This is a genomic window from Haloferula chungangensis, assembly GCF_042664875.1.
Classification (GTDB): Bacteria; Verrucomicrobiota; Verrucomicrobiia; order Verrucomicrobiales; family Akkermansiaceae; genus Haloferula; species Haloferula chungangensis.
This window is the reverse complement of sequence record NZ_JBHTBS010000003.1, coordinates 123,010-135,804: the sequence shown is the minus strand read 5'-3', so window position 1 is coordinate 135,804 and position 12,795 is coordinate 123,010. Positions and strand designations below refer to the sequence as shown.

The 12,795-nt window shown below is 60.6% G+C and carries 9 protein-coding genes; all 9 read right to left on the bottom strand.

Features of this window, described 5'->3' with window-relative positions; all coding sequences use genetic code 11:
* Positions 1–9: 9 nt before the first annotated feature.
* Positions 10–1,380, bottom strand: a complete 1,371-nt coding sequence (locus ACFQY0_RS07065) for an efflux transporter outer membrane subunit (protein WP_379710766.1) — start codon at positions 1,378–1,380, stop codon at positions 10–12.
* A 78-nt stretch (positions 1,381–1,458) separates the two neighbouring features.
* Positions 1,459–2,349 (bottom strand): hypothetical protein, encoded by an 891-nt coding sequence (locus ACFQY0_RS07060; protein WP_379710764.1) that lies wholly within the window; start codon positions 2,347–2,349, stop codon positions 1,459–1,461.
* A 34-nt stretch (positions 2,350–2,383) separates the two neighbouring features.
* Complete coding sequence (locus ACFQY0_RS07055) at positions 2,384–5,014, bottom strand: hypothetical protein (protein ID WP_379710762.1); 2,631 nt, start codon at positions 5,012–5,014, stop codon at positions 2,384–2,386.
* Positions 5,015–5,065: 51 nt separating this feature from the next.
* The gene (locus ACFQY0_RS07050; protein ID WP_379710760.1) at positions 5,066–5,749 is read right to left on the bottom strand and encodes a PEP-CTERM sorting domain-containing protein; all 684 of its coding nucleotides are present in this window, start codon (positions 5,747–5,749) and stop codon (positions 5,066–5,068) included.
* 306 nt (positions 5,750–6,055) lie between these two features.
* Positions 6,056–6,445: a hypothetical protein gene (locus tag ACFQY0_RS07045; RefSeq protein ID WP_379710758.1), complete on the bottom strand. Its 390-nt coding sequence runs from the start codon at positions 6,443–6,445 to the stop codon at positions 6,056–6,058.
* Positions 6,446–6,530: 85 nt separating this feature from the next.
* Entirely contained in the window at positions 6,531–8,228 is a 1,698-nt protein-coding gene (locus ACFQY0_RS07040; RefSeq protein ID WP_379710756.1) for a DmsC/YnfH family molybdoenzyme membrane anchor subunit, read from the bottom strand.
* 41 nt (positions 8,229–8,269) lie between these two features.
* A complete protein-coding gene (locus ACFQY0_RS07035) occupies positions 8,270–10,027 on the bottom strand; it encodes a NirA family protein (RefSeq protein ID WP_379710754.1) in 1,758 nt (585 codons plus the stop codon).
* Positions 10,028–10,223: 196 nt separating this feature from the next.
* Positions 10,224–11,795 (bottom strand): arylsulfatase, encoded by a 1,572-nt coding sequence (locus tag ACFQY0_RS07030; protein WP_379710752.1) that lies wholly within the window; start codon positions 11,793–11,795, stop codon positions 10,224–10,226.
* 124 nt (positions 11,796–11,919) lie between these two features.
* Entirely contained in the window at positions 11,920–12,795 is an 876-nt protein-coding gene (locus ACFQY0_RS07025; RefSeq protein ID WP_379710750.1) for a transglutaminase family protein, read from the bottom strand.

The following is a 12,795-nucleotide window of genomic DNA, read 5'->3' as shown; positions in this document are numbered from 1 at the left end:
GTTGAGAGTTCAGCGACCGCCACCGAGGGCGCGGTAGAGTTCGACGTAGGCACTGGAGTGGTCGAGACGCGCCGTGAGCAGATCGCGTTCGGTTGAAAGCTGGCTACGCTGGGTGTCGAGGACCTGGGTGATGTCGATCACTCCCGCCTCGTATTTCCGGGCGGCGAGGTCGGCGGCACTGCGGGCCGCGCTCACGGATTTCTCCAGAGTGGCGATCCGCGACTCGGTCCGCTGGCAGGCGATCAAGGCGTCTTCGACTTCCGACAGGGCGGTGAGGATGCTTTTACGGTAAGCCTCGTAGTTCTGCTCCTCGACGGCATCCTGAACCTGGATGTTTGCCCGGATGCGTCCACCATCGAAGATCGGACCGGTGAGTCCGGCGATCACGCTGGCGGCCACCGTTTCCGGGTCGAAGAGTTTCGAGGAACTCAGCGAGTCGATGCCGAGTGAGCCGCTGAGCCCGATCGAGGGAAACTGCTCGGCCTCGGCGGAGCGGGTATTGGCGATGGCGGCGAGCCAGCGGAAGCCCGCAGCGCGGACGTCGGGGCGCTGGCGGATGGTTTCGGCGGGAATGCCGATGGCAAGTGAGCGGCGGGGTTGGGGCAGGGCATTGGCTGCGGAAACCTTGAGCGTGCCCGGTGTTTCGCCAGCCAGCAGATTGAGTCGGTTGCGGGATTGGGCAACGGTTTGCTCGAGGGTATCGATGGCCGCTCGGGCGCTTTCCAGAGCTGCCTTCGATTGCTCAAATTCGAGTCCGTCGGCTTCGCCAGCCTGCTCGCGCCAGCTGGCGAGCTGCGTGGTTTCCTCCTGGGAAACGATGCTTTCCCGCACGATGGCGAGGCCTGCTTCGGCGGCTCGGAGCTGGAAGTAGGCGAGAGCGGTTTCGGCAGCCAGCGACGCGCGGGTGGCGTTGAGGTCGGCCTGGGCTGCCGCGATGCCGGAGTCGGCGGCGGCGACGGCCTGGCGGTTCTTGCCGAAAAAGTCGATCTCCCAGCTTGCGGTGAGGTCAGCCGAATAGGCTCTGATGGCGCTATCGGACGCATCCCGATTCCAGATTTTTCCAGAAGCGGCCGAGCCGGAATATCCCAGCGATGGCAGCAATGTGGACGCGGTCGCCTCGCGTTGCGCTTGGGCTTGTCGTACCGCTGCAGCGCCCGAGCGGATGTCGGGGTTTTTATCGTAGGTGCGGCGGATCAGGCGGGTCAGCTCGGCATCACCGAAGGAACTCCACCAGTTTCCAAGATCCTGAGACGCGGAACCTGTAGGGAAATCACCGACGTTCTGCCACGATGTCGGGACGCTGAGGTTGGAGATTTCGGTTGGAGGGGAAACGCATCCGGCCAGAAGGGCGGATAGAAGGCAGCAGCTGATCGTTTTCACGCCGCCAAACTGACATGGCGAACCTTTAGATAAGATGAAGGTGAGGCAATGGGACCGAAGGTCCCGCTCCGCCGGCAGTTAGAAGCGCCAGGTCAGCCCGGAATACAGGGAGAGTTCCGGGGATCCCTGGCCGATGCCCGTGCCTGCACCGAGGCGGAAATTGAGGTCATGGCGCGGGGTGAACCACGCGCCAGCGACGATCTCATGCTCGCCGCCGGAATCCAGATCGCCGATGCTTTCCAACCCAAGCGCCCATTTCTCCGTGAAGTCATGACGCAGACCAAGCGAGTAGCCGAATGCGATGTCGCTCCAGCCACCGCTGACGACGATGAGGTTGGCAACGGCGCGAGTCGACTCGGTGGCCTGCCATTCGATGATCAGGCGGGATGCAAAGAAATCTTCTCCATGGCGATGGATGCCACTGTGGCTGCCGTGGCTGTGGTCGTGGGCTGAGTGATCGTGACCGGAGCCGCCGGAAGGGGGAGCGTCAGGGTTGAAGGCCGGCGCGTCGGGATTGAAGGAAACCGATGACGAGCCGGTGGAGGAAGAACTGGAGTTCGTGGCAAAACTGCCGTGGCTGTGGCCTCCGCTTGCAGAAGATGAAGCCTGCGATGACGAATCGGAGATATGGTAGGACGCGGAAAAGCCGATCCTTAATGGTGAGTCAGGAATGGCCATCGACCATTGAAAAAGCGGTGTGAAGCCGGAGTAGTTGAATGGCACGCCATCGTCATTTGACCATGTCGCGCTCAGGCCGACCGAGGTGCCGAGTCCGGTCCCGACGAGAAATCCTGGCTCGAGCGAAGTTTCCTCGCTACCCGATGCGGTCCGCACATAGCTCGCTGTGGCGAAGGTCGAAACGCTTCCAAGAACGGGAACCTGGGCATCGAGGTTGACAAAGAAATCCTGACCATGGTGAGCATGAGCCGCTTGGGCGAGAGTGAGGAAGGTGATGGCGAATCGGTGCATCGCGGTGGAGTTTGGGATGGGTGAGAGAGCAGGCTCACCAGGTTCGTTTCAAACGGTAGAATTGCTTCTCAGGGCGCGGGGATGGGATGTTGAATCGGGGCGGCGCAAGCTCCCCGCTGGCGGGAAGCCAGGGAGCGTTGAGATCACTCGTCGACTCAGGGAACCAGTCGCTTCGCGAACCCCATTCCAGATAAAGCTCTTCGCCTTCGGAGCTGATGAGGACCTGAGGATGGCTTTCGTCCCGGTCGGGTTGACCGTCGCTGTTCCGGTCGCCGCCGCGGACGATGGCTTCTTCAAGCGACACACCCGAGATGGTTAGAGCATCACCGTCGACGAGGAGTGATAACAATTCGCTGCGGGTCAGCGGAGCTTCGGTGCTGCTATCACTGATATACTGACGGGTCTGCGGGTCGAATCGCAGCTGTTTCGAGGTCCCGCTGTGTCGACCCCAAGCAACGACGCCAATGAATCCGTTTTCGGCCTGGCTCTCGATCAGTGTGAGATGATTGGTGATTTCGGAATCGTTGCGATTGGCCGGAGTGATGGTTTGTTCGTGTCCGACCGTCGGTGGCGTGGCGGTGTCGAAGGAGATCAGATATGCCTTGAGATCCGCCAGATTCTGACGCTTCTGGGCGGTCATCGGAAGGCGGTCGAGCCGGTCGAGGGCGTAGGGGTGAACGATCGGGAGTTCGTGACCACTACCATCCGAGCCGAGCCCAAAGCCGGAGAGCGACTCACCATTGGGATTGAAGATGTCGGCCCGTTGATAGAGTTGGCGGAAGCCAGGGTTCTTCATCGCTTGCGGGCTTCCTACGGAAAAATTGTCGTCAAGATTCTGATCGGTGCCGGCATTGAAATCGTGGCAGACAATGCAGTGACTCAGGTTGTGATCATTGAAGATGGTGAGTCCGTTGACGGGGTTGCCGCCATCGAGGTTGGTCTTGAGTGTGCGATCGAGATTTCGGTTGGGGTTGGGGTGAAGCTTGATGGAAAGAAGATACTCGGTGAGCCGATCCATGTGGGATTCCGGGACAAGATCTCCTCCCATCAGATTCGGAAAGGTCGAGTTGAAGGACTGAATGCTCGGCTTGTCACCACGCCAGTGAAACTTGGTGGTGATGACTTCAGGTGGTCGCGCCTGACCGGTTGTCGGATCGTTGGGGCGGGCGTCGTTGAGGGCGAGTCCACGCAGGGTTTGGGTGGTTAGTGGCCCTTTCATGGGGTGGACCTGTCGATTGAAGATGGTGAACTCGTGGATCGAGAGATTGGCACTCGGGATGGAAATCATCTCTCCGCCCGGATCACCGAGGTCCCAGGCGAGCCCATCGCGATCGGCATCGAGGTGACAGGTGGCGCATGAAACGGTGCCATTTCCAGACAGTCGGGCATCGTAGAGAACGCCACGGCCCTGGCGGATATTCGCGGGCATCGGGTCTGTCGACCCGAGCATTTGCTCGGAAAGAATCTCTCCCGTTGCCGTATCGACGGTTGTTAGAGTGTCGGAGAGCTTGTTCAGCACGTAGAGCTGACTGTCGTCTGAGGAAAGCGCGGCATCGCGCGGTCCCCGCATTTCCAGAGTGCTGGCACCCGCCGGGCGGAGGTCGATGTTCTGAAGGATGCTGCCCGTACCGGTATCGACTTCGGCGATCCGATCGGAATTGAAGGCGGTAATCCATGCGCGACCTCCATCGCCTGTGAGCGCCACCGAGGTCGGTTGGGCAAGGGCGCGTGCAATGCTTTCCGGATTAGGGGTGGTGGCGCGTGCGATTCCGGGATTGAGGTCGTAGTGGGTGATCGCAGCGGAGTCAGGATCAAGACGGCTCAGACGGTGCAGGCTGAAGTGACCGTTGAGCTCAGGCTCGAAGCGAGTGAGGTTGAGGGACTCGCTGTTCACGCAGAAGACGGCACCGTCAGGATGACTGGCGAGTCCGAAAAGATGGGTGCCGAGCCCGCTGAACCAGCTCGAAAGTTGATGGGTCGTGGTGTCGATCATCGCGATGTCATGATCGAGGACAGTGTGGGAAACGCGGGGGTCATCCGCAGCTACGATCAATGCCGTAGCTGGCGGATCGGGGAGCGATGGATTCGTTGGCTCCGGGGGAGGCGGGGCACTCGCCCGCGGAAGAATCGTCGTTTGGTTCCCTGAATCCAGCGAGGCAAGGTAGACGGATCTGCCGTCCGGACTGGCCGTCAGGGCACGCGGTTGGAGGGCGTCGATGGAGATCTCGGCGAGTTGGGTGCGGCTTGTGGCGTCGAAGACGAGAAGCTTCCTCGACTGGGCGCAGGATACGAAGGCTTTGCCATTGGCGAAAATGACGTCGGCAGGTTCGTCGGCCGTGCGCAGGGTGGCGACGATGAGTCTTTGGGAGAGGGAGACGATGGAGATCGAGTCGGAGACTTCGTTGACCACCCAGACTTCGTCATTGGTGCGCGCGCGGACGCTGACGGGAGAGGTGGAAACGGGGATTTCAGCGATGAGGAGTGGATGAGCGCGAAGGGGGCTGCCGGTATCAAAGACGCTGAGCCGGTGCGATACGCTTTGCAGAGCCAGCAGCTTGCTGCCGTCTGGCGTCAGGTCGAGCGGGTGCACTTGACGTGCTTCAAAATGCTCGAAGGCAAAGCCGCGCGAAATGAGCGCGAGGAAGATGATCAGGCGAAGCATCATGAGAAAAAGGTAGCCGGGAAGCCCAGGGCTTCCCGGCAGGGGGTGCCATGTTTAACGGCGACGTCGGCTGATGAGCGCAAGGCAACCGCTTGCCATGAGGATGGCGGAAGATGGCTCCGGGACGGTGGAAAACGTGAAGTTGTAATTCTGATCGACACGGGATGTGGTCGAATCATCGGCGTTTCCAAGGGCGATGGTGTAGCGGCCAGCATCGAGCGTGAAGGTGCCGGTGACCGAATCTCCCGTGAAATTCTCAGCGTTTCCTGCAAATACCAGCGAAGGCGTGTTCAGGTCCCACCCGCTGTTCAGCAAGCTAAGATCGTTCCCATTGTTTGAGAAACCATGGAGCTGGCCCGGCTCATGGACGATGGATTCCCCTGCGTAAATCGAGAATCCGGGGCGTCCTTCCTCGCTTGCTCCGCTGGCGGGAGGAAGCCAGTCCATCGAGATCGAAAAGCTGGTGGTTTCCGTTAGTTCGACAAGGAACCAGGTCGCGGCGTGGCCCCAGCCTTTGTTGGGATTCGCGGCCGGATTGAGGTCGGCATAGCTCCAACCACCAACGGTCGCAACCGAGTCCCAGGAATCGCCAGCGCCCATGCTGACGAAGGCTTCATAGCCGAATTGGGTGCTGTCATTGGAGCCGTTAACTGCAGAGGGATTGCTGTAATTGGTATCGACGGTCACCACGGCGGAGGCCGTGGAGATGAGGGCGGCACTGATGATAAAAGACTTCATGTTCTAAGTTGATTTGAATTGTTTTGATTTAAAGATGGCGACGTAAAGGCAGGCGCGAAGACGGCTGCAGGTGAGTGCTTGCGGAGGATGATCGGTGCCGTCGCAAAGACACCGATGCCGCAGAAATACCGGGACCATGGTCCAGGGTGTTAGAGCTCCCCAAATGATAGGTGAGTGCGGTCGTCCAACTGCGGGCGCAGTGTTTGATTACGACAGCGTGATCCGATCACATTTCCACGATCAGCTCTCCGGTTCAACGGGAGGACGGTGGGGATGGAACGAGGCAGAGTGGCCTCGGGAGGAGACTTAGCTCAAAAGTCTTGGCGGGGGAACCGGCGGGGAATCCGCCCGGCTGCCGCAGTGCTCGATCGGGTCGAGGAAGGGAGGAATCACGGTCGGACGACTCGTGGGATTCCTGAGAGTGATGATTGTGGGAAGCGCGAGTTCCTTGAGCGACAGCTTGTCGCTCGCGACTTGGAGCGGCTGCTTTTCGCTTTGCTGGTCCTTGACCTCCTTGATCGCAAGGCAGAGCGAGCAGGGGTGCTCGCCATCGAAGGTCTTGCTGATGCCTTCGCTGACGCCTTCGGACGAGGAATACTGAACGAGCATTCCTGCCCAGGCGACGATTTGGAGCACGCCAAAGGAGCCACCCAGCAAGTGGATGCAGCCCATGATGACGATCAACTTCCGAATCACGGGCCCTCGATAGAACCGGTGCTGCGATCAGTCAAGCGAAGGCAATCGATGAGCCGCTTTTCGGTCGATAGGACCGATGGAGTGTTCAGTGACTTTGAGCCGGGCCGAAGTTGCCGGGCATCTTCGGAGCCTGGACGGACTGGAAGTAGAGCTGACGTTCGAGGATCTCGGAGATGAACAGGATCGGGAGGGCGACGAGGGGATTCGCCAGAACGGCGAAGGCGGCGGTGAAGGCGAAGATGATTCTGGCATTGAGAATCTTGCGCAGCGGTCCGAGTTGAAGACGGGCGGAGTGGCGATCGGTCGACCAGGGTGATGGCTCGATTTCTGGAGTGGCCTTGGCGATTTGACGCCAGTCGCTTGCTGGATCCGCGGGCCGCTTGAGGAGCCGGGCCTCGGGGATCATTTTCAAAATGATGGCGAAGGCCGCCAGGATTCGAAGGTCGGGATGGGCAATGGCCAGTCCGAGGAGAAGAAACGAAAGCGTGGTTCCGAAAAAGCGCACGGCTGTGAGGGGGAAGCGCCAGAGTGACCTCCGGGTATCGACGTAGATCATCACGCTGGTGAAGATCGCTGCGAGCGCAACCGGGAGGACCGAGTAATGGGTGAGCGTGGCGATCGAATCCTTGAAAGGGAAGTCGGGGAGGAAGGGGAGGGCGCAGAGGATCAGCGGGATCGGTGCGAAGAGGGAGAAGGCGAGGATTTCGCGGGAGAGCCAGCTGGTTTTGAGGCCGAGGAAAAAGCGCCAGGCCTTGAGCGGTTGGCCGAGGTGGAGGGTGGCGGCACCCATTCCGACATTGAAAAGGATCGCGCCGAGGATGGCGATGAGGAGTCCGGAGGTGCTGAGGACGGCTGAGAGCGTGAGCGGTGTCGATGAGACGCCGACTAACGTCAGCGATCCGGCCGCGAGGAGGCCAATGCCGGTCTGGGTGAGGACGAGCATGAATACCAGCGGCCAGTGGGCGTGCTGCGGCGTGAGTTGGTCGCGATCGGCGGCGGTGGCGGTGGAAGGAACCTTGCGGCCGGTGTAGCGGGTGGTGGGACGCGTGATGGTCGACGAAGGGAGCGCGGATTCCTTGCTTCGGAAATCGCTGTGGAAGAGCGAGAAGTCTTTGGCCCGCGGGCGATCCGGTCTCGAGGTCTGGACCTTGACGATGCGGATGGCTTCGGTCGGGCAAGCCTGGACACAGGCCGGGGCTTCGCCTTCGGCGAGGCGCTGGTGGCACATGTCGCACTTTCTAACAATGCCGCGCTTCTTGGAATATTTCGGGACGTCGAAGGGACACTTCAGGATGCAGTAGGAGCAGCCGATGCATTGGTCGTCGAGGTGGCGAACGATGCCGGTGTCTTCTTCCTTTTCATAGGCACCGACCGGGCAGCCGTTCATGCACTCCGGCGATTCGCAGTGGTGGCAGGCGGTGGTAACGGTCTGCTGCCAGCCGGGGGCTTCCTCGCCACCTGTTAGGGTGCCGGTGTCGCGCCAGGCTTCATGGTCATCAAGGCCGTTGAGCGAGTGGCAGGCGGAGACACAGGCTTTGCAACCGGTGCAGCGGTCGAGGGCAACTTCGAAGGCATACTGCTCGCCTTCGCCGGGCTTTGTTAGAGGAATGAGGTTGCGGTAGTGGTCGGCGAGGTCTGGCTGGCGGTCGTGAATTTCCGCGAAGCGGGCGACCGGGGTCTGAAGCGTCGACTGCTCGGCAATCAGGTCGTCAATGAGGGTGCGGAGTTCGCCGGTGGGCGGCGGAACTCTTTCCTCGGGTGACGGATGGAGATTGGTGACCAAGTGATCTATGAGGTGATGCGCGACTGGAGTCGCGCGCTCCGTTAAGCGGCGGCGATATCGATCTCCTCGGTGAGGGAGCGGATTTCTTCGGGAGGAAGGCGACGGGAGAAGGCGGCGAAGGATTCGTCGTCGATCCGCTTGGCGAGGTAGACGCAAAGAAGCTTCTCGATGAGTGGCTGGATCTCGGTGGCGGGGATCGATTTCCAGATCTCGCGGGCGATGGCCTGCTGGTCGTCGACGCCGCCTCCGAGGACGATGTTGTAGCCATCGACGGATTCGCCGCTCTCGGTTTTCACCTTGGTTCCCATCATGCCGATGTCGCCGATGTAGTGCTGGGCGCAGGAGTGGTGGCAGCCGGTGAGGTGCATGTTGATCGGCTGGTCGAGGATCATCTTGCTGGCAAGGTGATCGCCGAGGGCCACCGCATTGCCTTTGGTATCGGCGGCGGCGTATTTGCAGCCACGCGATCCGGTGCAGGCGATGAGTCCGCCCTTGATGGTGTTGTTCTTGTGGCTGAGGCCGGTGGCGTTGATCGCGGTGAGGGCGGCCTGGAGGTTTTCATCCGAGATGCCGGGGATGATGAGATTTTGCCAAACGGTGAGGCGGATCTCGCCGCGGCCGAATTCATCGGCGATATCGGCGAGGGCGAGCATCTGGGTGACGGTCATGCGACCGACTGGCGTCAGAACGCCGACGTAGTTCTTGCCATCGCTCTGCGGATGGATGCCGAGGTAACCCTGCTTGTCCTTTGGCTTGGCGGGCTCGCATTTTTCAAGAGGGAAGTAGCGCAACGGGAAGGTCATTTTCTTCTCGGTTTCGGCGAGCATCTTTTCAAAGCCCCAGTCGTCGACGAGGTACTTGAGCCGTGCCTTCTTGCGGTTGGTGCGGTCGCCATTCTCGATGAAGACGCGCATCAGCGCGGCAGCCACGGGGACGGTCTCGGCGGGTGTTAAAAGGACGCCACAATCGGTGGCGAACTGTTCGTGGCCGGTGATCCCGCAGAGCTGCATGCGGAAATAGACACCGGGCTCGATGCCCTGATCGTTTTCACCCACGCGTGTGGCGTAGAAGCCGATATCATTGGTGTCGGCGCAGGTCGAAATGACGCCGCCGGAGTCGTAGGAGATGTTGAACTTGCGCGGCAGGCCGTAGAGGTCGCGGTTCTTGAGGATGTAGTAGTGCATCGCCCGGGCGTAAGGGAGCACGTCGATGAGCTCATCGGGATCGAAACCGGTGGTCGGGCTGGCGGTGATGTTGCGGACGTTGTCGGCACCGGAGCCCTGCGAGGTCAGGCCGAGGTCGGCGAGCTTCATGAGCACGTCCGGGCAGTGCTTTGGCTCGATTTCGCGGATCTGGAGGTTGGCGCGGGTGGTCAGGTCGGCGTGGCCGGGGCCCCAGTCCTGAGCCATTTCGGCAAGGCCGCGGAACTGGTAGGTGCTCAAGGCGCCACCGGCGATGCGGCAGCGGAGCATGAAGCTGTCCTGGGCGGGGGCGACGTAGAAGAGGCCGTGGAACTTGTAACGGAAGACGTCGCCGGCTTCAGGAAAGACGTTGGTGGCGGCGTTGGAGACGATCGCGTCGTAGCAATCGAGACCATTTTGCTCGTATTTGATGACTTCCTCACGGCAAAGGTCGTCGATCGGCGTGCCGAAGACGGTTTCCTCAATCTCGTGGGTGAAGCGGCCCTCGGCATCCTGGCCCAAGTGAGGGAGGTTTCGGCCCTGGACGAGGCCCGAGACGAAGGCGCTGAAGAACGTGGTTTGTTCGTTGGAGAATCCGGATTCGATGTTACTGACCATGGCCTTTGCTGATGAGTTGCGAGGCTCAATCAGCAGTTGGCATGCGAGATGGTCGGGAATGTGAAAATCTTCCGTAGAGTGGGGTCATTCCATGCATGAGCAGGGTTCATGCAAAGAGTATTAATGAATGAGCGGCATTGCCATGAACGGAGCTCAAGGGTCGCTTGAGGGTCCATCATTGGAAAATCGAGACCGGTTACTCGATAGGTAGGCGTTCCGAGAGTCCGGCAGGCATGGCGGAGGGTTTGTAGAGGGTGCCGGTGCCACGGTCGCCCTGGGGTTTGTAGTGGGGGCTGTCTTTGGTCGTGGTGGGCTTGTAGGTCTTCCCTTGATTCTGAGAGCGCCACCAATCGTTCCACTGGGCGGCGAGTTGCTGGGTGAGTTCGGGCTTTTGGGCGACGAGATTTTCGGTCTCCATCGGGTCCTTGCGAGCGTCGTAAAGCTCCCAACCGGAGCCGTCGGCTTCGACGAGGGTCCAATCGCCGGTGCGGATGGCGCGGTTATCCATGTATTGAAAGAACATCGGGCCTTCTCTGTTCCAATTGGAGTCCGTCCGCAGCGGAAGGAAGGATTCGCCGTCGAAGCCGTCGGACTCGACATTTATCAGATCAAGCAGGGTCGGGGCGAGGTCGGCGATGTGGACGGAGTTGGCGAGAATCTGGCTTTTTGCTGTGGCTTTGCCTGGCCAGCGGATGATGGCACCGGTGGTGATCCCTCCGGCGTGCTGGCTGATCTTGTAGAGTCGCCACGGGGTGACGGAGGCGTAGGCCCAACCGGTGCCGGGTTGGAAATTCGAGCCGGGGTCGCCGGGTAGGAGCTTCCTTTGGAGCATCGCCTGATCGACGACGGAAAAGGAATCGGCTCCATTGTCGCTGAGGAAGACGATGAGGGTGTTGTCGGCTCGTCCGTGGCTCTCGAGCGTCTTGATGACGCGGCCGATGCCATGGTCCATGCGCTCGACCATCGCTGCGTAGGTGGCCATGCGAAGGTCCTCGAGGTCGCGCTGCGCCGGGGTGAGGGATTCCCATGCCGGAAGGTTCTCGGGGTACGAGGGGAGTCGTCGTTCGCTGGAAATGATGCCCATTTCCTGCTGCCGTTTGAAACGGGCTTCGCGGGTGACCTGCCAGCCTTTCAGATATTTTCCCCGATGCCGGCGGATGTCGGCTTCGGGAGCCTGGAGGGGATTGTGGGGTGCCTGGAAGCTGAGGTAAATGAAGAGCGGTTGCTCGGGATTGGCGCGCTTGGAGGACCTGATGAAGTTGATCGCCCGGTCGGCGAAGGCGTCGCTGCTGTAGTAGTCTTCTCCGAAGTCCTTGAAGGGTTGACGATCGAGTCGGTAGTCGGCGGAGCCTTTGTAGTGATCGGCGAAGCCGCCGAGGAATCCGAAAAAGTGATCGAAGCCACGATCCATGGGGTTTCCGGCGAGATGCCATTTTCCGATCAGGGCGTTGCGGTAACCGGCGCCCTTGAGGCGCTCCGGGAGGAGCTTGGATTTTTTGAAGTTCTCGAGTCCACGAGGCCACCACTGACCCGTGAGGAGAGATGCTCGTGAGACGACGCACATCCCGCCATTGTAAAAGTGAGTCAGGCGGGTGCCTTGGGCGGCGAGGCGATCGAGGGAAGGAGTAGCAAGTTCGCCGCCGAAGCAGGCGGGGTCGCTGAAGCCCATGTCATCGGCAAGGATGACGAGAATATCCGGCTTCGGCTCGGCGGCAGCAATGACGGCGCTTGTGAGAATCGCTGCGATAAATGGGGCGGAGAGCTTCATGGATCGATACGTTTTGCCACGACCACGAAGGGGCGTTCGTGCGGCTCGGATTCCCCGAGTGGCTGAAACGGAATCGGACCGCGGGAAGGAGAATTAGCAGGAAATTCTCCGCTTCTTTCCAGCGCTACTCCTCTGGCGTGACGGTGACGCCGATGGCTAGAGTCTGGGCCCCTCCACCGTAGACCGTGCCGCGGATCGGACAGATGTCATTGTAGTCGCGGCCATGAGCGACACGGATGTGGTTGGTGCTTGGGATGACATTGTTCGTAGCATCGAAATCCGTCCAGCCGAGCTGGGGAACGTAGACGCCGATCCAGGCGTGGGAGGCATCGGCGCCGATCATGCGTGGCTGGCCCGGAGGCGGATCGGTGCGGATGTATCCGGACACGTAGCGGGCCGGCAGTCCGATCGAGCGGAGACACGAGATCTGGAGGTGGGCGAAGTCCTGACAAACGCCAGCTCTCTTCGCGAAGGTGTCACTAACAGGTGTGGTTACCGTGGTGGCAGTGCTGTCGAAGGTGAAGTCCTTGAAGATGCGCTGGGTCAGCTCGTTGCTCGCCTGAAGGATCGGGGTCCCGGGGCGGAACGATTGAAGCGCGTAGTCAGCAAGTTCGGGAAGCACCGGGCAGAGCGGCGATGCGAAGCTGAACTCAATCGCCGCAAGGTCCGGAAGGAGTGTCGACCTGCGCACCTGATCGCGAACGATTTCCCATGGAGGCGAGAGGTCGAGTGTGGGGTCGGGAGTCGCGATCACGTCCACCTCCGAGTAGCTATCGATGACCAGTTCCTGATGCGGGGAGGCGAGGGAGAAAAAGGTCGTGAGGTTATCGTAGTAATCCCGATGGGATGTCAGTATATCCGGTGCTGGAGTAACCGCGATGCGCGAGGAGATGTGGTTTTGGACCGGGGATTCGAGGGGGCTCAGCCGCGCAAGGTGGTGCGAGTACGAGACCTTGTCCTCATAGCGATAGGCGGTGCGGTGATGGATGGTGTAACGCAC

Bases quoted from the DNA above. Each gene is read 5' to 3' on its own strand.
- ACFQY0_RS07060 (WP_379710764.1), bottom strand. From the start codon at position 2,349: ATGCACCGATTCGCCATCACCTTCCTCACTCTCGCCCAAGCGGCTCAT.
- ACFQY0_RS07055 (WP_379710762.1), bottom strand. From the start codon at position 5,014: ATGATGCTTCGCCTGATCATCTTCCTCGCGCTCATTTCGCGCGGCTTT.
- ACFQY0_RS07050 (WP_379710760.1), bottom strand. From the start codon at position 5,749: ATGAAGTCTTTTATCATCAGTGCCGCCCTCATCTCCACGGCCTCCGCC.
- ACFQY0_RS07035 (WP_379710754.1), bottom strand. From the start codon at position 10,027: ATGGTCAGTAACATCGAATCCGGATTCTCCAACGAACAAACCACGTTC.
- ACFQY0_RS07030 (WP_379710752.1), bottom strand. From the start codon at position 11,795: ATGAAGCTCTCCGCCCCATTTATCGCAGCGATTCTCACAAGCGCCGTC.